Source organism: 'Nostoc azollae' 0708, assembly GCF_000196515.1.
GTDB lineage: Bacteria > Cyanobacteriota > Cyanobacteriia > Cyanobacteriales > Nostocaceae > Trichormus_B > Trichormus_B azollae.
Genome location: NC_014248.1, coordinates 135,964 through 160,373, shown reverse-complemented (window position 1 = coordinate 160,373; position 24,410 = coordinate 135,964). Strand labels below are relative to the sequence as shown.

The 24,410-nt window shown below is 39.6% G+C and carries 19 protein-coding genes and 4 pseudogenes; 12 read left to right on the top strand and 11 right to left on the bottom strand.

The window, feature by feature from the left end; all coding sequences use genetic code 11:
* Positions 1–46 precede the first annotated feature (46 nt).
* A pseudogene (locus tag AAZO_RS28115) lies at positions 47–855 on the top strand (IS5 family transposase).
* Between the two features lie 238 nt (positions 856–1,093).
* Here AAZO_RS28115 and AAZO_RS00765 read toward each other — a convergent pair.
* Positions 1,094–2,159: pseudogene (locus AAZO_RS00765) on the bottom strand (ISKra4 family transposase).
* A 437-nt stretch (positions 2,160–2,596) separates the two neighbouring features.
* Between AAZO_RS00765 and AAZO_RS00760 the strand changes: the two are divergent.
* Positions 2,597–3,880: a valine--pyruvate transaminase gene (locus tag AAZO_RS00760; protein WP_013189820.1), complete on the top strand. Its 1,284-nt coding sequence runs from the start codon at positions 2,597–2,599 to the stop codon at positions 3,878–3,880.
* Between the two features lie 5 nt (positions 3,881–3,885).
* Complete coding sequence (gene rimM / locus AAZO_RS00755) at positions 3,886–4,539, top strand: ribosome maturation factor RimM (RefSeq protein WP_013189819.1); 654 nt, start codon at positions 3,886–3,888, stop codon at positions 4,537–4,539.
* Between the two features lie 72 nt (positions 4,540–4,611).
* On the opposite strand, the gene proS is transcribed toward rimM, so the two are convergent.
* A complete protein-coding gene (proS, locus tag AAZO_RS00750) occupies positions 4,612–6,405 on the bottom strand; it encodes a proline--tRNA ligase (RefSeq protein WP_013189818.1) in 1,794 nt (597 codons plus the stop codon).
* Positions 6,406–7,577: 1,172 nt separating this feature from the next.
* On the opposite strand from proS, the gene AAZO_RS43125 reads away from it, so the two are divergent.
* Positions 7,578–7,763: a helix-turn-helix domain-containing protein gene (locus AAZO_RS43125; protein ID WP_049790493.1), complete on the top strand. Its 186-nt coding sequence runs from the start codon at positions 7,578–7,580 to the stop codon at positions 7,761–7,763.
* 799 nt (positions 7,764–8,562) lie between these two features.
* On the opposite strand, the gene AAZO_RS00740 is transcribed toward AAZO_RS43125, so the two are convergent.
* The gene (locus tag AAZO_RS00740) at positions 8,563–9,336 is read right to left on the bottom strand and encodes a class II glutamine amidotransferase (protein ID WP_013189816.1); all 774 of its coding nucleotides are present in this window, start codon (positions 9,334–9,336) and stop codon (positions 8,563–8,565) included.
* Between the two features lie 252 nt (positions 9,337–9,588).
* On the opposite strand from AAZO_RS00740, the gene msrB reads away from it, so the two are divergent.
* Positions 9,589–10,083 (top strand): peptide-methionine (R)-S-oxide reductase MsrB, encoded by a 495-nt coding sequence (gene msrB, locus AAZO_RS00735; RefSeq protein ID WP_013189815.1) that lies wholly within the window; start codon positions 9,589–9,591, stop codon positions 10,081–10,083.
* Positions 10,084–10,316: 233 nt separating this feature from the next.
* Here msrB and AAZO_RS00730 read toward each other — a convergent pair whose 3' ends face one another.
* From AAZO_RS00730 to AAZO_RS00715, 4 genes are all read right to left on the bottom strand, one after another.
* Positions 10,317–11,126 carry a TPM domain-containing protein gene (locus AAZO_RS00730; RefSeq protein ID WP_013189814.1) on the bottom strand — a complete coding sequence of 270 codons (810 nt, stop codon included), beginning with the start codon at positions 11,124–11,126 and terminating at the stop codon, positions 10,317–10,319.
* 193 nt (positions 11,127–11,319) lie between these two features.
* A complete protein-coding gene (locus tag AAZO_RS00725; protein WP_013189813.1) occupies positions 11,320–11,898 on the bottom strand; it encodes a DUF948 domain-containing protein in 579 nt (192 codons plus the stop codon).
* 194 nt (positions 11,899–12,092) lie between these two features.
* Complete coding sequence (locus AAZO_RS00720) at positions 12,093–12,446, bottom strand: YtxH domain-containing protein (RefSeq protein WP_013189812.1); 354 nt, start codon at positions 12,444–12,446, stop codon at positions 12,093–12,095.
* A 380-nt stretch (positions 12,447–12,826) separates the two neighbouring features.
* Positions 12,827–13,120, bottom strand: coding sequence for a hypothetical protein (locus AAZO_RS00715; protein WP_013189810.1), 294 nt, complete (start codon positions 13,118–13,120; stop codon positions 12,827–12,829).
* Between the two features lie 213 nt (positions 13,121–13,333).
* Here AAZO_RS00715 and AAZO_RS34680 point away from each other — a divergent pair, with 213 nt between their 5' ends.
* The 3 genes and pseudogenes from AAZO_RS34680 (at position 13,334) to AAZO_RS00700 (ending at position 15,915) form a co-directional block, all read left to right on the top strand.
* Positions 13,334–13,723 carry a hypothetical protein gene (locus tag AAZO_RS34680; protein WP_013189809.1) on the top strand — a complete coding sequence of 130 codons (390 nt, stop codon included), beginning with the start codon at positions 13,334–13,336 and terminating at the stop codon, positions 13,721–13,723.
* Positions 13,724–13,938: 215 nt separating this feature from the next.
* Positions 13,939–14,658 (top strand): hypothetical protein, encoded by a 720-nt coding sequence (locus AAZO_RS00705; protein WP_013189808.1) that lies wholly within the window; start codon positions 13,939–13,941, stop codon positions 14,656–14,658.
* Between the two features lie 254 nt (positions 14,659–14,912).
* Positions 14,913–15,915: pseudogene (locus AAZO_RS00700) on the top strand (IS701 family transposase).
* 223 nt (positions 15,916–16,138) lie between these two features.
* Here AAZO_RS00700 and AAZO_RS00695 read toward each other — a convergent pair.
* From AAZO_RS00695 to AAZO_RS00685, 3 genes are all read right to left on the bottom strand, one after another.
* Positions 16,139–18,226: an NAD(P)H-quinone oxidoreductase subunit 5 gene (locus AAZO_RS00695; protein ID WP_013189807.1), complete on the bottom strand. Its 2,088-nt coding sequence runs from the start codon at positions 18,224–18,226 to the stop codon at positions 16,139–16,141.
* Positions 18,227–18,548: 322 nt separating this feature from the next.
* Positions 18,549–18,935: a thioredoxin family protein gene (locus AAZO_RS00690; RefSeq protein WP_013189806.1), complete on the bottom strand. Its 387-nt coding sequence runs from the start codon at positions 18,933–18,935 to the stop codon at positions 18,549–18,551.
* An 817-nt stretch (positions 18,936–19,752) separates the two neighbouring features.
* Positions 19,753–20,469: an NnrU family protein gene (locus tag AAZO_RS00685; protein ID WP_013189804.1), complete on the bottom strand. Its 717-nt coding sequence runs from the start codon at positions 20,467–20,469 to the stop codon at positions 19,753–19,755.
* A 240-nt stretch (positions 20,470–20,709) separates the two neighbouring features.
* Here AAZO_RS00685 and AAZO_RS00680 point away from each other — a divergent pair, with 240 nt between their 5' ends.
* From AAZO_RS00680 to AAZO_RS42025, 3 genes and pseudogenes are all read left to right on the top strand, one after another.
* Positions 20,710–21,723, top strand: coding sequence for a LysR family transcriptional regulator (locus AAZO_RS00680; protein ID WP_013189803.1), 1,014 nt, complete (start codon positions 20,710–20,712; stop codon positions 21,721–21,723).
* Between the two features lie 76 nt (positions 21,724–21,799).
* Positions 21,800–22,769, top strand: a pseudogene (locus tag AAZO_RS43120) (protein kinase domain-containing protein); the annotation flags it as partial.
* Between the two features lie 647 nt (positions 22,770–23,416).
* Positions 23,417–23,575 carry a hypothetical protein gene (locus AAZO_RS42025; RefSeq protein ID WP_338027006.1) on the top strand — a complete coding sequence of 53 codons (159 nt, stop codon included), beginning with the start codon at positions 23,417–23,419 and terminating at the stop codon, positions 23,573–23,575.
* Here AAZO_RS42025 and AAZO_RS42020 read toward each other — a convergent pair.
* A complete protein-coding gene (locus tag AAZO_RS42020) occupies positions 23,572–23,874 on the bottom strand; it encodes a hypothetical protein (protein ID WP_338027005.1) in 303 nt (100 codons plus the stop codon). The two genes, AAZO_RS42025 and AAZO_RS42020, sit on opposite strands and share 4 nt — an antisense overlap.
* Before the next feature lie 83 nt (positions 23,875–23,957).
* Here AAZO_RS42020 and AAZO_RS00665 point away from each other — a divergent pair, with 83 nt between their 5' ends.
* Entirely contained in the window at positions 23,958–24,380 is a 423-nt protein-coding gene (locus AAZO_RS00665) for a nitroreductase family protein (RefSeq protein WP_228371422.1), read from the top strand.
* Positions 24,381–24,410: the final 30 nt, after the last annotated feature.

The window sequence follows — 24,410 nt, the reverse complement described above, 5'->3', positions numbered from 1 at the left end:
TGGAAGGATAGGATACATAAGATGTAGTGTATTTACATAGCTAATCATGGCACGAAAGTCTTACCCCACAGACTTAACTGATATGGAGTGGGAAATCCTGGCCCCATTGATTCCACCAGCCAAAGAAGGAGGGCATCCACCCACAACAGATATGGGTGAAATATGTAATGCCATCTATTATCATTTGAAAACTGGATGTCAATGGAATATGCTTCCAGGTGACTTCCCGCCAAGGTCAACGGTATATAGCTATTACAGTAAATGGCAGGGCCAGGGGGTTTGGGAAAAATTCAACCATACATTGGGTGGTCAAGTTCGCTCGAAATTAGGTAAATGAACACAACCTACCGCGCTCGCCGCAGACAGTCAGTCGGTCAACACTGACCAAAAAAAGGGGATGTGTATGGTTTTGACGGATGTAGAAAGGTAAAAGGAAGAAAGGGGCATACTTTAGTTGATAGCCTGGGACTTGTGTTGAAAGTTGTTGTTAGTGAAGCAAATGCCCCAGAACGAATACTTGCTGCCTATGCACTAATGGAACTGCTAGAGAAACCCACAGAATTATTGGAAAAAGTCCAAGTTTTATGGGTTGATTCCGGTTATGACGGTGATAAATTTGCACTTGCAGTTTGGTTCCTGACTCAAGCTCATGTTGAAGTCATAGGACCTACTGAGCAAGAATTTAAAGTTTTACCACAACCCTGGGTAGTAGAAAGAACATTTGGGTGGTTTAACCAATATCATCGTCTAAGCAAGGATTATGAGCGTTTAACACAAATGAGGGAAGGGGCTATATATGCTCTTATGACTAGAATTATGCTACTTCCTCTTGTCTCCTCAACATTTACTTTATAAATCATCTCTTATGTCATCATTCAGTATTAAACCAAGTTGCTAGTACCGCGGTGAATTCAAAATGCTTCTTTCAGAAGAGCTACGCTAATAAAATAGTGCTTCCAGCAGGCTGCGCAACAAAATTCAAAATGTATACGGCATGAGCTTTTCAGAGATTTGGAATGGTTAGTTTATTTACGCCGTACTGTACTAGTCATCTAGTTGAGGCTGGGGGAGGATAGAGTTTTGGCAGAAAGACTCAAATAGGAAGCAAACCATTGAGATAAGCACAAGGAAGGGAAAGGATTTGGTAGACACTTTCAACATTCCACTGTGGACCAGAAATTTAAATCCTTGCTCCAATCTGTTGAATAGCAGATTCGACAGATCCAGAACCAATAGGACACAGTTGTTTAGCTTGGTAGTAGGTGTAGTTAATAATGCCAGTGGGATGTTTTTCGCCTATGTCGAAAAACTTCTTAACTTGTTTGCCTCGACAATTATTAAATAAAGGTTGAATCGGCTCTATCTGACCTTACCACAATAAACCCTCAACAGCTTGGAGATGCTTTAAATAACCACCGATTTGATAAAGATTCTCTTTGAGGTGATACCAATCCAAAATTTCCAAAGGTTTGAATTTTTCAGTTCCAAACTCTTTAACTAAATTCCAAACTCCATCATGACTATCCCCCAAACAGGCAAGGGGGTTAAACAAAGACTGGCTATAACATAATCAACTAATAATTGGTTGTTATGAAAAAATGCGCCATCATAAATTCCTTGTAGACGAAGGGTTTTATAGTCTCGCCAGTACCAGCCTGGTTGTGGTTTGCCCCCTAGTTGTACTTTTCCACCATCCACCCTCACTTCACAGACAGCTTGTTTTCCTTGTGGTAGCTCCCAATCTTGTTCCACAACTAGTTTTTGTTGCCTCCTATGGCCAACTTTTACTCCTGTTAATGCCTCAATTTCAACTTCTGCTTTTTGATATGATTCCTTAGCTGATAGCCTCAAGCAGCACTTTTAAAGTAATGGACTGAATCGACTTCTTGGTTTCAAACCCAGTCTCTGCAACTGTTTAGCTTTTAGTTTTAGTTCTCCTACTAAGGTTTCGACTTTCCTGGTTTTACCTACTTTCCTTCCGGTTGTTTCTTCAATAAAAAAAAAGGGCTATTTCTGGACTTACCACTTCTAATATTTGACTCCTTACTGTCTTTTCTATACCTTCCAAGTCTGTTATCTGACTTTTGTCTGCTTCTTCATATAACAATGTTGCCTATTCTTCTAAGTAGGCTTTGAGCCGTTCTTTTATCCTGGTTCATGGTTGCTAATCCACACTTGTTTATCCTTATATTCTCCTAACACTTATATATCTTCCAATAGTGGATGCTCCCGAGGCTGGTAATTGGTAGTTGCTAATTGATTATAAAATCCCAGTCTTAATCCTGTTCATCCTTAAATCATGGAAATCCTGTATCCCTTACGGGAGCGTAAGACATTGCTGACAATTTCCTAACTAGCAAGTTACGTTATTATCAATTGTCCAGATTCCTATTTAATTTTGAAAGTTCAAAGTAAAGTTGGCAATATCCATGAAAATAAGGTTACAAAGAATCGGTATAAGATTGTTCAAATTACCATGATTTTGTTACAATCTCATTCACTGGTTTAAATTCAGATAAAAGCGTCAGATTTTTTGCTGCCGCAACCATCCGGTAATTTATTCACTTTTGCTCGTAATTTAGTCTGTAACAAGCCTATGAAACCTGCCCTTACCAAAATTGGCGCTCAAATGTCCAACTTAACTGGCGTGAGAGCAATTATGAAGGATATTAATGAAACACTTAGAGCTAATGAGGGGCAGGAGTTATATAATTTGAGTGCGGGAAACCCGCTGATTTTACCAGAGGTAGAACAGTTATGGCGGGATTGCACAGCAGACTTATTAGCTAGTCCTGAGTATGGTGAAGTTGTTTGTCGCTACGGTTCATCTCAGGGTTATGCACCTTTTATTTCGGTAATGGTCAAAGATTTTAACCAGCGTTATGGGTTAAATTTAACAGAGCGCAATATCTTAGTCACTGCTGGTAGTCAGACTATTTACTTCTACGCGGCTAATGCTTACGGTGGATATACTAACGATGGCGATTTAAAACAGATTGTTCTGCCTTTAAGTCCAGATTATACTGGCTATGGTGGCGTTGGTTTATGCCCAGAAGCCTTGATTGCTTACAAACCCACTCTTGATATTGATAGCGCCAACCACCGCTTTAAATATCGTCCTGATTTTAGCCAACTTTCGATTACACAAGAAACTGGTTGTATGATTTTCTCTCGCCCTTGCAACCCTACTGGTAACGTTTTAACTAATGACGAAGTTGAGAAAATCGCCGCTTTAGCTGCACCCTATCATGTGCCTGTGTTGATAGACTCAGCTTATGCACCTCCTTTCCCTGCGTTGAATTTTACGGAAATGACACCTGTGTTTGGTGAGAATATTCTGCATTGTATGAGTTTATCAAAGGCAGGATTACCAGGGGAAAGAATCGGCATAGCTATTGGTGATGAAAACCTGCTGCAAGCTTTAGAGTGTTTCCAAACTAATGCAGGGATTCATTCTTCCAGGTATGGTCAAGCGATCGCAGCTAGAGCGATAGAATCAGGTGCATTAGCCAATATTGCTGAAAGTGTGATTCGTCCTTTTTATCGGCACAAATTTAATGTGTTAGAAAGCACATTAGAAGTAGCGATACCTAACAATATACCTTGGTTTTTACATCGCGGTGAAGGGGCGATCTTTGGTTGGTTGTGGTTGGAAGATTTACCAATGACTGATTGGGAATTTTACCAGGAATTAAAGAAAGTGGGTGTGATTGTTGTTCCTGGTAGTAGTTTCTTCCCCGGTCTAAAAGAGGAGTGGGAACACAAGCATCAATGTTTGCGTATCAGTCTGACTGGTAGTGATGAAGAAATTACTATCGGTATGCAGCATTTAGCTAAGGTTGCTGAACAGGTTTACCAACGTGCGGCTGTCAGTGTTTAAGAGAAATGAACCACGAAGGCACTAAGAAAACGAAGAAAAGGAAGGGGAAAGGGGAGGTGAGTAAAAAATCTTCCCCAGTCCCTAGTCCCCAGTCCCCAGTCCCCAATCTCCATGATTGGTTAGAAATTGGTAAAATTGTCGCACCTCAAGGTTTAGCTGGGGAGTTGCGGGTTTATCCCAATACTGATTTTCCGGAACGGTTTGAGGAATCGGGAACTCGTTGGTTATTGCGTCCAGGGGAAATGGAACCGCAACCAATAGAGTTATTAGATGGGCGGTATGTTGAGGGAAAGAATCTATATGTAATTAAATTGGAAGGGGTGAGCGATCGCACGGCTGCGGAAAATATACGTGATTGTCGGTTGTTTGTCCCAATTAGCGATCGCCCAGAAGTAGAAGAAGGTGAATTTCATGTTATAGACTTGTTAGCATTACAAGTCTTCATGCAAGAAACTGGTCAATTTGTGGGAACAGTAGTGGATATATTACCTTCAGGTCATGATTTATTAGAAGTAAAATTCGATCCTGCTTTTGCTGAAGATAAAGCAGGAAAAACGGTTTTAATTCCCTTTGTGATAGAGATTGTTCCTATAGTTGATTTAGAAACCCGTCGAGTTGAAATTACTCCTCCTCCTGGTTTGTTATCAATTAACGATTAGCAAGATGATTAAACTGGTCAATGGCAGGCATTTTGCCTGCCATTGACTAGTTTAAATTTTTCCTTCTATTGCTTATTTAAGCCATTGTTGCAATGTATTTACAACTTCCTCAATGGCTATTTGTTGAGATTCACGGTTTGCCCGTTTTACTACTTCAACTTTACCATTGGCAATAGCCCGACCTGTGACAATCCTAAAAGGAATGCCAATTAAATCTGCATCTTTGAATTTAACACCTGCTCGTTCATCACGGTCATCGAGTAATGTTTCTACACCTGCTTTGTTAAGTTCTGTGTAAAGTTTTTCGGCTACTTCGATTTGTTGAGCATCTTTAATGTTAGGAATGGTGATAATCGAGTGATATGGTGCGATCGCCACTGGCCAAATTATGCCATCTTTATCATAGGACTGTTCAACGGCTGATTGTGCTAATCGTGACACTCCCACACCATAACATCCCATAATTAAAGGTTTTTTTTCCCCTTGCTCGTTGATATAAGTTGCACCCATCGCTTCAGAATACTTTGTACCGAGTTGGAAAATGTGGCCAACTTCTATACCTCTTGCTGTTTTTAGGGTTTGACTGGGGTCGTGCAAAGAGCGATCACCCACTCTAGCTTTCCGAATATCTACTACCAACTCAGGTAATTTAAACTGCTCACACCAATTTGCCCCAACTACGTGAGAACCGCTTTCATTTGCACCTGTGACAAAGTTCTTTAACTCCACAGCAGTTTTATCCACCAAGCGCACAAACTGAGAATGTACCTGCTTACTCCCGGCAATATAATCATCATCCAGATCCGGTGCAATGTAACCTAAAGGTAAAGACTTTGTAGACCAGCTTGCAATTATTTCATTAGTGGGTACACTGATAGAAACGACAGTTTTAGCACCGAATTGGCATGCTAATTTAGTTAATTCGTTTTGGAATTTTACTTCATTAACTTCCTGATCACCACGAATATTTACTAATACCAAAACAGTCAAACCGCTATCATAGACAGCTTGATATAAAATGTTCTTGATAATGTGGGTAGGAGAACACTTGAGAAATTTACAAACTTTTTCTATGCTTTCCGTTCCCGGTGTTTCCCGTTTTTCAAACCTGGTAAAAGGTGAAGTTTCTGCTTCCGCAGGTAAGGAAACAGCCTTTTCTACATTCGCTGCATATTTCCCATCTTCAGTGTAGAGAACTTCATCTTCTCCGGCATCTGCCAACACCATAAACTCTGTAGAACCAGAACCACCGATAGCACCAGAGTCAGCTTCTACCGCCCGAAAAGCCAAACCAGCACGCCGCAACATATTACTGTATGCTTGGTACATATCCTGGTAGGTTTTCTTCAAACTTTCCTCATCAGTGTGGAAAGAATAACCATCTTTCATGATAAATTCTCGACTACGCATCAAACCAAACCGAGGACGAATTTCATCACGAAACTTAGTTTGAATTTGATATAAATGTAGCGGTAATTGCCGATATGAACGAATCATATCACGGGCAACAGTAGTAATTACTTCTTCGTGAGTTGGGCCAAGTCCTAATTGTTGTTCCCGTCTATCAATCAGGGAAAACATGATCCCCTCAGCTTTAGTATAAGTATCCCAACGTCCCGAGTCCTTCCATAACTCCGCCGGTTGTAACTGCGGTAACAAACATTCCTCAGCACCAGTGGCGTTCATTTCTTCCCGCACTATTTGGGAAACCTTCTGCAAAACCCTCCACATCAAGGGGAGATAAGCATAAACACCGCTACCGATGCGACGAATATAACCTGCGCGGAGTAATAATTGATGACTGGGAATTTCCGCATCACCAGGATCATCTCGAAGTGTAACAAATAACTTATTTGACAGTCGCATCGTTTTTACCTTTACAAATTTGCAAGTCCCTTATCACCTAATTATGATAATTTTGCTGCAGAAAACTTATGACGTTAGCCAAGTTCATCTGTTTTAGCTTACCTTCTGGCCGTGTTATCACTAACAAAATATTAGTTTCTGACCAAGTGTTTTGCGATTGTGCCATAAATGCTATTCCTCTTCTGTATGGAAGCATCCCCAATTGGATGTGATTCGTGCGTAATTTCTAGTATCATAAAGAGGTACGGTGACTAAAATATCACATAATTTTAGGTTATAAATCGTATTTTCCTTTAAGTATTTCCCGTATAGTGCCAATAATGCAAAGGGTTTGGGTAAATGGTTATTCTTTTTCTGTTACCCTCCTCAGCTAAAAAGATCCGTCTTCAGGTATAGCAGGTGACGGGTGATAGGGTGGTAAGTTTGTTTGTATCCAAGAGTTATCACTAGGTATGAATCACGAAAGAGATACAGTCTTTATCCTAACTACCTTGGCGGTTGCCATACTCTGATCAATTGCAGCTGAATTATATACATTAACATTATTATGATGAAAGTATTTTAATAGATTACTGGGATTATTTGCTGTTGGGAAATTTATATATATGCGACGAAGAAAATTCAGAAAAACAAGTTAATAATATATATTGTGGAAAACACCATAAGTCAAGTTTTATTTAATATGGCTTAACAAAAGAATTTATCATTTTTTAGTTGGGAACGTAACCAAGAATTAATATTAAGATCACCGCTGATTTCTAGAACTGCCAATTGTTAAACAAACACAAGATGCTTGGCAACAATGGTTAGCAGCATGATTTGGGGATATTTATCCTTATTTATCTTCTGTTTTGCGCAAACCAGAGTAACTCCAACACCAGGTAATTCCACTGGTGTAAAAAAAGCTTGATAGATTAATCAGTAGACCTATCTTTAAAAGAAGTTTTGTGGCAAAATAAACAGAAAGAATGTAACTGTGTATATCAATAATGACAAGTCCCCTAGAAAGAATAGAATTATACCCCTAGCAATCAAAGATATTAATTGGGATTAAGTATGAAGACTTTATCACATTAGTAGCATTAGCAGAAAAAAGGCATCTAGAGAAACAAGCAGAAATTGAAAAAAGAAAAATTAGGTTAATAGCGTCTGGAGGAGGACGTAAAGCAGAAATGACCCCAAAGGAGGGAATATGTGTATGCCTAGTAGACCTGAGACAGAAGCCAACATTTGAAATTCTAGGATTATTGTTTGATCTATGGAGGACAAAAGCAAATAACATATTTAATTATTGGGTAGAAATTCTGAGGAAAATTCTACCTGTCTCCCAAATAGAAGAAGCAAAAAAAGATGAGTGAAAGTATCAAGAATTATAGGAGGGACTGAGTCAGTATAAATTAATAATAGATAGTGCAGAAAAAGCTATAGCAAGACCAGGTGAATATCAAGAGTAGGAAAAATATTATTCAGGCAAGAAGAAAATACACACTCTAAAAAATCAATTTAGAGTATTGCCAGGAGGTGAAGATATAGTTGATATTTATATTGGAGAATTAGGTAATATAAGTGATATTACACTATTTAGAAATAATCGCTAAAACCTAGATACCAAACAAAGAGTTTTGGGAGACAAAGCTTATATAGGAGAAGAATTTATTACCAGACATTACCTTATAAAAAGCCCAAAAAAGTTGAAATTTTAGAGATTCAAGAATAAGAAAATAAGAAAATATCATCAATAAGAATTGGTGTTGAACATCTCATATGTAGAGTCAAAAGTTTTCGCTTAGCTAGTGATGTATTTCCTTTAGCTGGACATCGTTATAATCCGGTGATCATGGCAGTATGTAGATTAGTTAGGTTAGATCTAAATTATTCATTTATACTAAGTCATGATATTTGAATCATCAGCCTTTAGATTATCTCTTTTAGAAAGCTATGTTTCTCAACACCTTTAATAATTTTCATATTTTCACCCCCAAATCCTTATTTTTGCCTTCAGCCATAATTAGTATTTCATCCCAGTTATAGTTCATGTAACGCTTTCACAGTAAGCTTTTTATATTGTGTGGACAAGTCTATTGGTAAATATACTTTTTGGGATTTAGGTGCTAAAATGAATCAGAGTTTGTTATCAATTGTTCGTTGATTAATTCCTTATATCCATCTGAGTGGTAAACCATCTTGAAATACTAATATTTCTCCTGGTGGAATTGGTGTCCAAACTTCGTTATCTGTGAGGGGAGTAGTGACAATGATGGCAACGCGATCGCTTGGTGTAGCTAGTTCAGTAAAATCAACTATCATCTCTTCATCAATTAAGTGTGCGGCGGCAAATGGTGCTTGTCGGATAATGTAACAGAGTTTGGTAGAGCAGTGAGTAAAGAAATGTTCTCCATCAGATAGCAGGTAGTTTAAAATACCTATTGATGCTAATTCTTCCGTTACTTTACTTAATACAGGATAAAGTAACTTTAAGGGTGGTTTACCATCGGGAAAACTAGCTCTTAAGGTGTTGAGAATTAAGCAAAATGCTTGTTCACTATCTGTGTCACCTACAGGTTGAAAAATGCCATAATTTTCTGGATGAAAATCTGGTAAATTACCGTTATGAGCAAATGCCCAATACCTACCCCAAAGTTCCCGTTGGAAGGGATGACAGTTTTCTAGGGCTATTTTACCTTGGGTAGCTTTACGAATATGGGCTATGACATGGGTAGAGTGGATGGGATAGCGTCGAACTAATTCTGCCAGTGGAGAAGCTACGGAGGGTTTGGCATCTAAAAAAATCCGACATCCTTTACCTTCAAAAAAAGCAATACCCCAACCATCGCTATGTTCATCGGTTTTTCCTCCTCTGGCTGAAAACCCTTCAAAGGAGAAGCAAATATCCGTTGGTATATTGCAGTTCATTCCTAGCAGTTGACACATTGGGATGGCAGTTATAAATTTGTATGGCCTGTTTGAAGATTAGGATACATTACTTCAGAAGAAAGGAGCTGTGTTGTACAATGACTCCGCTAATTGTAGGCATCGCCTTCAACTATTTGCTTTGGCTATTTAACCTTTTTAACTAATTTTAATCCAGTTATCAGGTATTTTTCAGAGCGATCGCTGATGATCGATCAATCCTGATCGGGGATGAGTTGGCTAAGGAAGGAAAAAATAGCAAATAATAGATATATGGAGAAACGCCATTTTTTACAAATTAGTGCCGTATTGGTTGGCACAGCCTTTTTTTTACGTTATATCAATGGGAGTTCTGAAAATATGGCAGATGCAGATACTAAGTTTGAAGTTACCAAACCTGAAGAAGAGTGGAAAACGATTTTAACATCGGAACAGTTTCAGGTCCTGCGGAAACATGGTACAGAACGCGCTCATACTAGTCCTCTGGATAAAACTTATGAGCCGGGTACTTATGTATGTGCTGGGTGTGGACAGGCTTTATTTACATCAGATACCAAGTTTGACAGTGGTACTGGCTGGCCAAGCTTTTTTAAACCAATTGAGGGTGCGATCGCTACTACTGTAGATCGGTCATTTTTCATGACTAGAACGGAAGTACATTGCAGTCGTTGTGGTGGACATTTAGGCCATGTTTTTAATGATGGACCCAGACCTACTGGCTTCCGTTACTGTATGAATGGTGTATCTTTGAAGTTTACACCTGCATAGCTTGCTAACTATTGACACTCTCCAGGCTAAAGCCACGGAGATTCTACATTCATCATCAAAACTTCCTTAATCAGGCTTGCCCCCTTTGGGTATGCCTCCGGCACGCTACGCGAACGCCAGTCACCCTCTCACAGGATTTTGGATTTTAGATTTTGGATTATTAGATTCACCCCACGGATAAATCCGGGGCTTTCAGCCTATTTTTTTATAAAAACTGACAACTGATAACTGACTCAAGACTCAGTACTGGAAGAAGGACGACTGAAAACAGGAGATAAATAGGCAACCAAAACACCAATTAAAAAGGCGGAAATATTACGAACCAGAGGCACCCAATCACTGGTACGAGTTATTACCGGTGCAATACCGAAAGCAATAAACAAAATTCCCCACAAAGGTGAGAAAATTAACGCCCATTGCCAAGCAAAAATTTGTTTATCATTGCGGGGTTGAGCAGCAAAGCCACAAATGACTCCACCAACAGCTGAAGTAATCACGGTGAGAATCCATTGTTCCCTTGGTAGTCCAGGAACGACATTACAACCACCTTTGAGTAAACAGCCTTTCACTGAATCCAAAGCTTGCAGAATGGCTTGGTCTTCTCCTTGTTCCCGCACAAAGTACAAATTACCAAAACGGGTTTGCAGTTCAATCCAGAATGTGCGTGGTAAAAGTTCATAAACCGCTTCACCCACGCTAAAGCTGAGAATATTACCACCACGAGCATCTGCAACCAACAGAATACTTTTGTCATCTAAACCCCAATATTTGATTACCGCTCTCCCTGGGGTGCGATCGTACTGGGTTAATACTCGCAATTTCCAGCCAGTATTAGTTTCAAACTGTTCTAACTCTTGGACTAATTTCTCCTCCTGGGGGTCAGGGAGAGTTTTGGCCAAATCCACAACTGGAGTAAATCTTTCAGGTAGTAAATCCGGGTTTTCATAAGCTAGGGCTGATGGAGAATTAATCGCCCAAATTGATCCAGCAAAGAAAAATACTGCAAGGGATACCAAAAATCGTCGCCAAAAACAAAGCTGCATGGAATTTTTTATACAAAAATTAAGGGTAGAAGTGAACAAGTTGTTTTTAAAGAGTACGAGAAAAGTGATACTTCTTTACACTTGTTTACTTTACTCTAATCTAAGGGAACAGGGAACAGGGAACAGGGAACAGGTGACAGGTGACAGAAGAAATTACTCCCCCATCCTCCCCATCTCTCTCCCTCACCCTCTATCAATCAGACCAATCTTCCAAGGGGGCTGATTTGGAAACTAAGTCTCCCTCATTAAAATCATTTTCCCAATTCACAGCTTTGTTGTAACCATTATTGTTGCGGTACGTTTCTTGTTCTGTGCGCCTATTTTCTCGCCTCAGCATTTCTCGCTCTCGTAAGGTTAGCTGTGCTTGATCATTTATTGGTAAGCGTTCTATGCTGCTGCGTTTATTAGTTCTTTGACTCGTAAAAGTTAGCCACGCAGTTCTTATTCCTACTAACACGCTGCGTGTGCTGGATTGAATATTCTGTGCTTGTTTTCTGGCGCTATCCAGGCTTTGATCTGCTTGTTTTACGACTTGACTGGCGCTTTTGACACCTTCACTCACATCATCGGTTAAATCTGTTATTTCTAAACTGGTATTGCGAATAGCGTTAAGAGTGGGTGGTAACTCCCTTGAGAGAGTATCAAACAACTTTTCGGCACTGCGAGCAGCGCGAGCTAACTCCTGCAAAGCGGGTATAGCCACTACTAATACAGCAGTTAAACTAGCAGCGACTAAGAGGATGGACAGTCCCAGCCAAAACAGAGGGTTCATAAACAGTAGCCAAAACGCTGATTTTTGTAACTTTTCCTAACAAAAAATGATATGCTGGAAACATAGGAAAACTTGCATCCAGTTACAAAAGAACAAAACAATCAGATTTTTTAGTTGTTGACGATGCTGAGAATCCTAGATTGTGAGCTTTATGTTAGCAAAAAAGTATTGATCTATCACGATTGTGCTATTTATCAGCGTTCCAGATGCTGGACTAGAGGATCTGCGCTTTCGCTTTCAGCAGAATTTTGCCGTCTGAGGGCTCCGCTTTCACGTTGAGTAGCATCGACTCCAGCTGCTATCGCTATCCGCAATCTCTCTAAAGTATCATCCCAATTTCTTAGTGCGCTGGCAGAAAGTCGGTCTGCTTGAATGTGCACAGTTGTAGATATATCCTCTGCCAATTCCGGTAAAGCATCAGCAGATTTTTTCAACAGTTTGCGCGTTTCTCGGCCTGCGCGGGGAGCAGCCAGCAACCCGGTTAAAGCACCGATAGTAGCCCCTAGCATCAAGCCGCCAATAAATACTCCAGAACGGTTATTAGACATTGTTATTGTTTATCTCCTTATACCCATTTTAGGTGGGTTTTATCCGCTGGCAATAGTAAGAGGATTTTATATGGTCAATCTCTGCTGACAATGTATCAGTATGTGAACTTGCTTTTAATGATTCAGATAAACCCCTTCGGGGAATTAAAAATAGTTCTTACAGCAGGCTACACCAACAAAATTAAAAATTCAAAATTGAAGACCCCACTGATAAATCCAGGAGCTTGATACCTTCGGCACGCTACGGGAACACACTCTCTCTTCTCCATCAATAAATCGCAAAGCCTCCTGAACGAAGTGAAAGATCTCGGCTTGTACCTTTTTGGGTGTGGGACAAACCATTTTTCCCTACACCCCTACACCCCACACTCTGTTTTCGGTCACAGATACCTCTGCCAAATTTTTCTCCCCAGTAGCAGGAGGTTCAGAATCTGCCGCACTTGTTGAATTTGAAGTTTGAGGTTTTGATTTTTCTGCCGCAAGTTATAAATTTGCTGTTGTCCTGTATAAATCTTTGCTGGTGCTGTAGACAGGACAACATAAGTAGCGTGTTCATAGGAATTTAACCTATCTGCAATAATTCCCAGTTTGTGCGTAAGTTGACAAACTTGCCAAGCTACATAAAAGAGGATCAGGGAGAGGATGATGTTAAATAGGACAACCACGGTTACCATTTTTACCTTTACCCTAATTAACTTGACTTGGCTTTCATTTAATCATACAGCAAAAATCAGCAGTGAAGTTTTTACGCTTCTTTTGTACTGCCTACAACCTGCAATATTGTGTACTTAAAGTTTTCATTGCTGTAGCCTTAACATAAGTTGTTGGTCAAGCAATTGAACTATACTTAATAATGTCACAATAGAAGTTATTTAACTTAAAAACAGATGGCTGATAAAAGTTTGGAAGCATTGGTGGTTAAAGTTGTTAAGAAAGCGATCAAAAAAGAAATAAAAGCCATAAATCAGTACAGCCTACCAATTGTTTCAACTCAAAGAAATCAGGAATTACAAAGTTTTGCTGAAACTCTAGAAACTGAAGATCACACACAGAGTACAGCAGAAATTTTTGATAATACATATGCCAGTAATACCGTTAATTTTCCTGCTAAAGAAGATGTAGAACTTGAGCGCAAGTTAAGGGAAATCAAATTTAAACAGGACCTTAGGAAAGATTGGATCTTATTTATTCTCAGAGATGTCATAGTTTATGCTGCTACTGTCCTCTTGATATTTACTGTGACTGGATTTTATTTATTCGCTATTATTAATACATAAATTCATTTGCAAGTATTAATATTTGCTGTCATCTATCCTGGGCGTTAAACTATAATAATTGATTGAAGCATAGTTTTAATAAACTCTCATCTGGGAAAAATCTATTTTTTATCTAATTTAGATAAAGTTTTGGTAAAATAACATGCTGATTACCATTCCCGAAATTTGATTGCTATATTAGAGTAAATTACTATTTAAATGAGGTTTAGGAAACTGTGCGCGATGATTTAGAAGGCCTGGAAATTAGTCATCAACAGTTAGATAAATTAACTAATTTACCTGTTAATAATGAATTGATACTTATTACAAAGTATCTAGGTAAATGGGGAGAATACTTAATAGAAAAGATGCGAGTTACTGAAGGTGCCACTGTAGTTTTTATTGGCTGTTGTACTTTTGTCTCTCTATATCTTTTATTTGATATTTTTCTCAAAATGTTTGTTATTAAAATTCCTATACCATCTGGGATACTATTAATTTTACTTAGTATCTGGATAGGTGGTTTTATCCAGACAATCTTATATATGGTGTGGAAGATTAAAAGTAATTTTCTCAAAAGTAATATGACAAATTCTTTGGGAATTTTACTTAGTGATGTGAAACGATACAATGATGTAATTAACGCTATAAATATTAACGACCAAATAGAAGAAGCTGGTAATTTAGAAGTAGGTATCAAGCAAAGAAAAAAAGTGATTGAAGCTCTGAACCTTACAAAATTAGATTTAGTAAGGGCATTAAAAACAGAACGAATTTTACGAGAAAATAAGAATTTCATTTTAAGTAATTCTGAGTTATTTACCAATAATTTGGCTACTTTAACATCTATGCAAGTTACTGAACAAGCAACTGAACATGGACGATTATTAAATGAAGCTTTGCAAATTGCTTTAGATGTGCAGTACGAAATGAGTAGGTTACACAGTCAAGGTTAGAACCAAATTTTAAACTATCAGTTATCGGGAAATAGAGTTTAGAATTTGGTAAGCATTCAGCTAATGCCTAACGGCACTCTACGCGAACAGCAGTTATCTTTTTCAGGTTAACGCCAAAAATACTGATAATTAACCAATTTCTCAAACATTCTCACTCCTGACTCCTGACTCCTGAATTCTTAGAGAATTAGGACTTACGCATTGAGAAAGTAGCAAAATAGTGTAGTGGTAAAAAATGTTATCTACTTAGGAGAATTAGAGAAATAACTAAACCTTCTACAGCAGAATGCAATCTGGAACATTACACTCTGTTTTTGCTATCAGAACCAAAGCATCGGGGACGTTGTAGATTGGGAGAGATGTTGGAAAACGTTTCACATGACAGTGTGAATAGATTATTGCTCAGAGAGAAGATAGGAACCGAAATATTTATTCGATACAGTAAAGAAAATCATAAATATACTAGGAGGGATTTCAAGTGTAGATAACACAGTAGTATAAAAATTGTATGGTGACCCAAAAAATGCAGAATTAATCAGTTATTTTTGGTCTAGGAAATATCATAAGACCATGAAAGGAATAAATTTAATCACACTGTACTACAGTGATGTGTATGGAAATTCAGTACCGATAAATTACAGAATATACGAGAAGAAGGAGGGAAAGACGAAGAACGATTATTTTCAGGAAATGCTCAAGGAAGTGATTGATTGGGGTGTAAAACCAAGAATAGTTACAGGAGACAGTTGGTATTCAGGGGTAGAAAGCTGAGAATTTTCGAAAAACCAGAAATTGGGTTTTCTATTTGGGATTGACAAAAGTAGAACTGTATCAAATAAACTGGAAAAGTATTGTCTATTAAGGAGTTTAGAAATTACCGATGAAGGTTCGATAACTCATTTGAGAGCATTTCGATTGATCAAACTGTTTAGACAAGACTTCAAAAAAGAAGACTCTAGAGACTATATAGTTTATCTACCAGATGAAGAAGCTCTCAATCAAATCACCAAAAGTGAATTTGTGACAATTCATAATACTCATTGGGGGATTGAAAGTTTTCATAGAGCCATCAAACAAGTATGTGGAATTTCTCGATTTATGGTTAGAGATAGCCAAGGAATTGAAACACAGATATTTTGTTCACTTCAAGCATTTGTTCGTTTAGAAACAATGCGCTCTGAAAACATAATTTCTAATTGGTATGAATTGCAAAGGAACTTATTCACTTTAGTTGTGCGCGACTACATTGCTGCTTAAGACTCATGGATGAGTTTTTTTGTCAATGCGTAACTTCTATAACTAATGGATGGATTGGGTATCCACATATTCAAAATCTAAAACTTTGCACCTTTGCTCCTTAGCGTCTACCCTTCGGGATCGCTAAGAGCGATTGCGCGAAACAAAATTACTCTCTGCGTCTGGAGCGCCTCTGCGTGAAAAAAATAATCTAGGGGCGGACAAACGCCCACCCCCATTAAAATCAGGTAACACCAAAAACAATCACCAAGCCCAAAACAGCCCCAAAAACAATTAAGGCATAGAATTGAACCCGACCGTTTTCTAGGTATTTCAAACCTTCACCACTAACCAAGGTAAAGAAGCCAGTTAAATTAACCGCACCGTCAACAACGCGGAAATCAACTTCCATCACTTGTCTAGCAACACGACGCAAACCAAGCACAAACACACGATGATAAATATCGTCAAAGTACCACTTGTTCAAGGATAATTCATACAGTGGCTTGATTTTAGATGCGATCGCGGCAGGGTCAATTTTCTGGGCTAAATACATCAGCACCGCCAAAGTAATCCCCACCACAGAAATAGCCACAGAACTACCCGCCATAATGTAAAACTCATGGGGGTCAAATTCCGCAGCCTTTTCCATCACTTCTGCCAGGCTTTCATTGGGAGAAAAGATAAACTGCTCAAAATAATTGGCGTAGGGAGTACCCACCAAACCAATCAAAATTGAAGGCACAGCCAACACCAACAACGGTAGAGTCATTGTCCAAGGAGACTCATGGGGAGAAGTGCTGTGATATCCGTGGGAGTCATGAGAATGATTATCTAGTTCACCTTTTTTCATCGCCCCAGGTCCAAAGTTAGGTGCTAGTTCCACAGCACCTAATTTTTCAGCAGCCCCAGCCGCAGCATTTTTGAGTTCGGTTTTGATTTTTTCATCATTACCCCGAAATTTGCCCTCAAATGTCGAGAAATACATTCTAAACATATAGAAAGCGGTAATCCCAGCTGTTACCCAACCAATGAACCACAACAGGGGGTTAGCAGCAAAAGCGGCACCAAGAATTTCATCTTTTGACCAAAAACCAGCAAAGGGAGGAATTCCGGAAATGGCCAAACAACCAATTAAGAAGGTGATACCGGTGGCGGGCATATATTTCCGCAGTCCACCCATTAACCGCATATCCTGTGCTAAAACAGCATCATGACCAACCACGCCTTCCATACCGTGAATCACCGAACCTGAACCCAAGAATAGCATCGCCTTGAAATAGGCGTGGGTCATGAGGTGGAATAATCCCGCACTATAAGCGCCTACTCCCATAGCCATTACCATGTAACCGAGTTGGGAAATGGTGGAGTAAGCCAAGCCCTTTTTGATATCGTTTTGGGTAATAGCGATTGTAGCCCCCAAAAACGCTGTAAATGCCCCAGTAAAAGCGATCACGGTCATTGCAGCGGGAACGTGTTCAAATACTGGGTACATGCGCGCAATCAGGAATACACCTGCTGCTACCATTGTCGCCGCATGGATGAGGGCAGAAATGGGTGTAGGACCTTCCATTGCATCTGGTAGCCAGACGTGGAGGGGGAATTGGGCAGATTTGGCAACTGGACCAAGGAAGACTAAAATCGCAAACAGGATGGCGAGAAAATTGCTCACAGAACCTGTTTCTACCAGTTTCGCCAGGCGATCACCCATGATCATAAAATCAAAGCTACCTGTTGCCCAAAATAGCCCCAGAATACCCAGAAGTAGGCCAAAATCACCAACGCGGTTAGTTACAAATGCCTTTTGACAAGCATCTGCTGCCGCTTTGCGATCATACCAAAAGCCAACCAGGAGGTAGGAACACATCCCTACTAATTCCCAGAAGATATAAATTTGTACCAGGTTGGGACTGACGACCAACCCCAACATTGAAGAGCCAAATAAGCTGAGATAGGCGTAAAACCGCACGTACCCAGGGTCATGGGACATATAGCCATCAGTGTAAATCATGACTAAGAAGGCTACTGTTGTGACAATTACTAACATCAGGGCTGTTAGGTGGTCAATAGTGTAGCCCATAGTCAAGTGAAAATTACCTGCTGCTGCCCATTCCAGCGTGCGGAGATAAGGCTCATGTCCTTGAAATTGACTCCACAGCAAGGCCAACGACAGTCCCATAGCTGCTCCCATGAGGGAGATAATTACCACTGCATTAAGCTGTCGCAGGCGATTTGTCACCTGATTTTTTGAGATTAGCCCTAGACCGACCAGCATTGCTCCCAAAAGAGGTAATACTGGAATCAGCCAGGCATACTGATAGATTGCTTCCATCACTGACGCCTACTTTTAGAATTCTTGACAAGTTTAGGACAGTGCTGTACAAGTTTCTTCCACAGGCAACTGTCCAGAGCGGAACTATTAATAATTGTGACAGCTATAATTTTATTGGATCAATCAGGATAAACCAAATAAACCTCATTTCACACGAACAACAAACAAATGATGTCGGCCTGATTGATAATAAAATACCCCACCCAATCAGATTCGGGTGAGGTGTTAAGCATGGTTTTATATTTGGGAACTGGGGACTGGGGATTGGGTACTAGGTACTCGGTACTGGGAAGAAAAACCTCCCCCTGTTACCTGTTCACAATTACGCCGATTGGCACTCCAAGTCAGCTGTTTCTGAGCTATTGTAAATTTTATAACTACTACTGTAGCTGAGTTTAATTTCTTCTAAAGCCATACGAAAGTCGTCTCTACTGCGAAAAGCTTCTAAGCGTTGTCGGACTATACCTTTTTCAATCAACAGTAAAGTTGGTAGAGACTTAAGTCTATAAGTGGTAGATAGTTTGAAATTTTCATCAGCGTTAACCCCTACAAGTTTTATTTCATCGCTACATTGAGTTTGAAATTGCAGCAATAATGGGTGGATGATCCGACACAAGCCACACCAAGGAGCCTCAAAATTAACTAAAACTGGAATCGGAGATTCTAAAACTTCCTGAGTAAATGTCCGTTCACTGACCGACAACACCATGACGCCTCTTGAATTATAAGGTTTTTATATCAAAGTAACTACCAGTAGCAGGGATTGGCAAGTGATTCTATTATGATTTGGTTGACAAAAAAGCCAGCGCGATCAAATTCACGGTGGCTTCTTTTATGTTCAACTCCTGATTGCGGTTTCCTGCTGTTCAAAGCCTAGTCGTTTTTAGACTTTGATGAATGCTTGATCAGGAGTATGGGAGCAATGATCCTAATCCCAAAATGATCGCCATAGTTAGCATTTTCTTCCTGCTACTCTTGTTTACGGAATCCTAAGTGAGCAGTAACGCCTAAATCCGAATATCATGATGGCAGTGTATGCTATCTGGTCTACAGGATGAAACGACATATCTAGCTGCCTACTAGAAATCCTACTCCTTTTTAGGCGTTGTTGCCTAAATAAAGATGATTAGTTATTGTCACATTTAGTGAAACAACTTATCAGTATAAAACAGCAGTCAGCATTAAACTTAAAATATTTCTCCCACCAAGGGCGAACTATTAAACCTTACTCAGATTAGTAGATTTCTTGCACAAGTGGCGAGTTATTTACCATTGCTGATAGTGGTTAGCTGATAGCTTTATCAAAGTGGATGGATAGGTTTTCGCTGATTTACTGAATATTCTAGACCAGAAGTGTGATCTGAGTCAATTTTAGTAAAAGCTACTAATTGGCAAGAGATTACTTACTGTTAATTAACTTTTACTGACATCTATTCTAAGATATTCTACATCAATTTGGGGCTGATTGAACAGCAGGGATTTGATGAAATTAGTTATGTTCAGTGTATTTTGGGGATCACTTAAAACTACCATGGTATCCTACTCGTTCCCAGGATTAACAGAGGGTGAGACCACCAAAGCAGGAATATAAAAATGGCAACTCCCAAGTAAGCAGGACGAAGAAATTCATGCCCTTGGAGAGATTGACGACCATCAAGAATTGCGAGAAAGGGAATTATTGAAGTTCGCTGTTTGACTGCGGCAAATGCTTCACCATAGCTGTTGCTCAAACGGCGATCGCCATGCCAAACTCCAAATAAGTGGTGTAATACCAAACCCATTGATGTAACAAGAGTAAAGGTAGTGCCTAACCAGAGGGTATGGGCAAGACACCAAATCACTTGTCCTACCATTTGCGGATGGCGGGTAATACGAATAATTCCTATCTCATAAAGATAGACTTGGGGCTTTTGAATAGCCGCAATTTCTAGTAGATTGAAAGTAGCAGGATACAAAAATAAAAACGAAATCGCTGACAATACCCAAACGACTGCTTTTACTCCCGGTATGCCTTGCACCTGCCAAAGTTGCAAGCCATCATAACGGTGATTAAAAAAGTAAATAATTAATATCACTGCTAAGGGTAAGCTAACTAATGCAAACAAAATGCGATATAGTCTTGGTCCGATGTGTGTTTCTGCCCAAGGACGCAAAGCAGCGCCTCCGCTGTGGGCGATCACAAAAGCTAATTGTAATCCCAGCATCACAGAATGACTGGTGGTGAACCAAGGATTCGGCATCATAGACACAACTCAATTCCAGATGAAAAATTTAAAATTCTCAATGAAAGAAGCTACTATTGGTAAGCATCTTGACCTTTAACAGATTATACACAAGAGGATTTTAGTCAAGATGTTGTGGTAATGTCTTTTTCGTATCAAGCCTTCAAATCTAACAATGTCATAAATCATGCCTAGCTACAAAGCTATCCACCCTGATTTATTGCCAAATCCGCTCCTTTCAAAGTTTGTGGGTTGAGCCTTATGTCTGACCTTCCTTTCACTTTAGATCAGTTACGCATTCTCAAAGCGATCGCTCAAGAAGGGAGCTTCAAACGCGCCGCTGATAGTCTTTACGTCTCTCAACCAGCAGTCAGTTTACAGGTTCAAAATCTAGAACGCCAGCTGGATGTCCCCTTATTCGACAGGGGAGGACGACGCGCTCAATTAACCGAAGCAGGGCATCTACTCCTGAGCTACGGTGAAAAAATTCTCAGTCTGTGTCAAGAAACTTGCCGCGCGATCGAGGATTTACAAAATCTTCAAGGCGGTACTTTGATTGTCGGAGCTTCTCAAACTACCGGTACTTATCTTTTGCCGCGCATGATTGGGATGTTCCGACAAAAATATCCCGATGTAGCTGTACAACTCCACGTCCATTCTACCCGTCGTACCGCTTGGAGCGTGGCTAATGGACAAGTTGATCTAGCAATTATCGGTGGTGAGATCCCCGGTGAACTGACAGAATCTTTGGAAATTGTTCCTTATGCTGAAGACGAACTGGCGCTAATTTTACCTACATTCCATCCCTTTACCAAATTAGATACCATCCAAAAAGACGATCTATATAAGCTGCAATTCATTGCTCTCGATTCCCAATCTACTATCCGCAAAGTCATTGATCAGGTACTAGCACGCTGTGAAATTGATACTAGGCGGTTTAAATTTGAAATGGAACTAAATTCCATTGAAGGAATTAAAAATGCAGTGCAGTCTGGTTTAGGGGCTGCTTTTGTCTCTACCTCTGCGATCGCGAAAGAATTACAAATGGGTGTGCTACACCGTACTCCCATTGAAGGTGTAGTTGTCAAGCGAACCCTGTGGCTGATTTTTAATCCCAATCGCTATAGATCCAAAGCAGCAGAAGCTTTTAGTCAGGAAATTTTACCTCAGTTTGCTACCCCTGGATGGGATGGCGATACGTTAAAATTATCACGAAAGAATCTAGTGGTAACTGCATTGGATACATTAACGCCCAACCTAGCTGAAGCAGAATAAACATTTTGTCAGTAGTCAGTAGTCATTAGCGAACTACTTTTGACTACTGACTATTGACAAATAACTAACATGGAAGTTTACTGTACCCGTCCAAAGTTTACAACCTGGACAACAAAAGCAGTTTTTCTTATCTAGTTCAAGAATATATTGATGGGCAAAATCTAGAAGAAGAATTAGTTCAAGAAGGCAAATTTTCGGAAATAGGGATAATACAAATACTCACATAAATTCTCCCAGTTCTAACTTTTATCCACAACAAAGGCATTATCCACAGAGATATTAAACCCTCCAATATTATGCGCCGTCGGGATGGTAGACTATTTCTCTTGGATTTTGGTGCAGTTAAACAAGTGACTAATGCCCCTGGTGGTTCTACTGCTTCCACAGGAATTTATTCTATGGGATTTGCACCACGGGAACAAATGTCTGGAAATCAAGTGTTTCCATCTACAGATTTATAAGCCTTAGGAGTTGCCCTCATTACCTTACTCACTGGGGAAGAAGCAAATAAACTATTTGATGCCTACAATAATCAGTGGAAATGGTGCACACAAGCCACTGTCAAGGACAGACTAGCTGAAGACAGAATGCTGCTAACTGCTGCCAATCAACGCTTTCATTCAGCTGCAGAAGTTCTAGAAGCCCTGTCTCCACGGCCTCCCACAGTTCTTCCCACAGCCACTTCCACCAGTACCAGTACAATCGGCTTTTGCTACATGGGAATTATTAGCTGGGGCTGCTTTTAGTGGATTTGAAGGGGCTTTAATAGCGATCACACTTCTTAGTCTAGTTAAAAACACCATTATTACTTTGGCTATTGCCGTTGTAATTTTAAGTGGTTTAATTTTTGCTCAAACTAGACGCTGGTTAGAAAAATTTGAGTTATTGATTATCCCCGGAATTACTTTTGTCGTTATATTTTTGATCTCTCTCATTGTTAAGGAGTAGCCTGGGCATTAATTCTGCAAGTAGTTATTTTCGCAGTTGCTACCGCCTTAATTGCCATTGCTGTAACAACATTATTTCGATTGATATATGAAATATAATCCTCAATGCTCTAAAAGCATCTGGTACTAGTTATGAATTATCAGAGATTGTTGATACAATATGCTGCTGGAGAAAGAGATTGCACAATTTAATAGTAAATTCAACTCAATTGAAAATAGTTTATGTAACAAAAAAATGAACCTAAGGTTTTAGTTATATCCCTGCTGTTAACAATAGATATACTAGGTGGTCGTATTTAGTTTTTTATTAAGAAATCTGTACTAAAATATGAAAGTGGCACTACTTGTAATGAAACTAATAACAGTAATAAATTAATTGGCGAACGTATTAGTTTTGGAGAAAAAATATTCAGTCATGGCGATATTTCTCTAGCTAAAAAAGAAAGATGGCACTAGGGCTATAGCTGCTAAAAATTATGAGCAAGCGATCACTAACTTCACAGGATCCCTAAAACTAAAACTAAAGGACCTAGAAGCAGTTATATATCTGAATAATGCCCATATCGGCTTGATAAAGAACTATAGCATTGTTGCATATTTACCTATTGGTACTGACCCAAGTGCAGCATTAGACATATATTTTACTTGAGGGTCGAGAAGTAACTCGCGAATCTGATTGATCTCAAGCAAATTCTAGTGGAGCTACAAGTGTAGAACAGGGGCTTGGGCAAAATGCAGAAGTTTTAATGTTAGCTGCTAACACCGAAACTTTAGACAAAGCATTGCAAGTAGTTCAGGTGAATCAAAAACGTCTGACATTATTAGGAGGAGATGATGTGTACACACTGAAAACTTTGGAAATTGGTAGAGAACAAGCTGTAGGAATGGTAGTAGCAGTTCCCTAGCATATTGATGCTGATTCCAAATCCGATTTTCCCAAAAAATCCCGACAGTTATGGGGTGGTGATGTGAGTTGGGGTACTGCCTTGGCGTATGATGCCACAAGAGCCTTAATCGCGCCATTAGAAACCGATCCCAGCTGTGCTGGAGTCCATAAAGCCCTTTTATCACCTGAATTTTCTCCCACAGGTGCTGCTGGCTGGGAAAATTCGCTTTTTACCATCAGGTGATCGCAATACCTCAGTCCAACTTGTAAAAATTGTTCTCCGTAATCGCTCGCGCACTGGGTATGATTTTGAGCCAATTCCCAAAAACTAAAACTGAAAAATTTAACACAACCTCATCATAGAAAAACCCTCTAATTCCCAGTATCCAATTCATCAATTATTGCAACAACGTTGGAGTCCGTTAGCATTTTCTAACAAACCCATTGCTGGAGAAACAATTTGTAGTTTATTGGAAGCTGCTCGTTGGACAGCGTCTTGTTACAACGAACAAGCTTGGCATTTTATTGTGGCGATACAGGAAAATCCCACACAATTTAACCAGTTACTCAGTTGTCTGGTTGAAGCAAATCAAGTATGGGCGAAATATGCTCCTGTGTTGATGATTGCGGTAGCCAAGCTTAATTTTGAGAATGAGAAAAATGGCAATCCAAACTGCCATGCTATTTATGATGTGGGGGCAGCAGTTTGTAGTCTCACCATTCAGGTTACCTCCTTAGGGTTATTTGTCCACCAAATAGGAGGATTTAAGGGGCTTCCAAGACGCGAGAACTATACAATTTTCCAGAGGGGTATGAGCCAATAACTGCGAGCGCAATTGGTTATCCAGGCGATC

Excerpts from the sequence above, each read along its gene's own strand:
- AAZO_RS00725 (WP_013189813.1), bottom strand. The coding sequence starts at position 11,898 with ATGAACCCTCTGTTTTGGCTGGGACTGTCCATCCTCTTAGTCGCTGCT.
- AAZO_RS34680 (WP_013189809.1), top strand. The coding sequence starts at position 13,334 with ATGGCTGATAAAAGTTTGGAAGCATTGGTGGTTAAAGTTGTTAAGAAA.
- AAZO_RS00715 (WP_013189810.1), bottom strand. The coding sequence starts at position 13,120 with ATGGTAACCGTGGTTGTCCTATTTAACATCATCCTCTCCCTGATCCTC.
- msrB (WP_013189815.1), top strand. The coding sequence starts at position 9,589 with ATGGAGAAACGCCATTTTTTACAAATTAGTGCCGTATTGGTTGGCACA.
- AAZO_RS00760 (WP_013189820.1), top strand. The coding sequence starts at position 2,597 with ATGAAACCTGCCCTTACCAAAATTGGCGCTCAAATGTCCAACTTAACT.
- AAZO_RS00695 (WP_013189807.1), bottom strand. The coding sequence starts at position 18,226 with ATGGAAGCAATCTATCAGTATGCCTGGCTGATTCCAGTATTACCTCTT.
- AAZO_RS43125 (WP_049790493.1), top strand. The coding sequence starts at position 7,578 with ATGACCCCAAAGGAGGGAATATGTGTATGCCTAGTAGACCTGAGACAG.
- AAZO_RS00730 (WP_013189814.1), bottom strand. The coding sequence starts at position 11,126 with ATGCAGCTTTGTTTTTGGCGACGATTTTTGGTATCCCTTGCAGTATTT.
- AAZO_RS00740 (WP_013189816.1), bottom strand. The coding sequence starts at position 9,336 with ATGTGTCAACTGCTAGGAATGAACTGCAATATACCAACGGATATTTGC.
- AAZO_RS00685 (WP_013189804.1), bottom strand. The coding sequence starts at position 20,469 with ATGATGCCGAATCCTTGGTTCACCACCAGTCATTCTGTGATGCTGGGA.
- AAZO_RS00720 (WP_013189812.1), bottom strand. The coding sequence starts at position 12,446 with ATGTCTAATAACCGTTCTGGAGTATTTATTGGCGGCTTGATGCTAGGG.
- rimM (WP_013189819.1), top strand. The coding sequence starts at position 3,886 with ATGAACCACGAAGGCACTAAGAAAACGAAGAAAAGGAAGGGGAAAGGG.
- proS (WP_013189818.1), bottom strand. The coding sequence starts at position 6,405 with ATGCGACTGTCAAATAAGTTATTTGTTACACTTCGAGATGATCCTGGT.
- AAZO_RS00680 (WP_013189803.1), top strand. The coding sequence starts at position 20,710 with ATGTCTGACCTTCCTTTCACTTTAGATCAGTTACGCATTCTCAAAGCG.
- AAZO_RS00690 (WP_013189806.1), bottom strand. The coding sequence starts at position 18,935 with ATGGTGTTGTCGGTCAGTGAACGGACATTTACTCAGGAAGTTTTAGAA.
- AAZO_RS42025 (WP_338027006.1), top strand. The coding sequence starts at position 23,417 with ATGTTAGCTGCTAACACCGAAACTTTAGACAAAGCATTGCAAGTAGTT.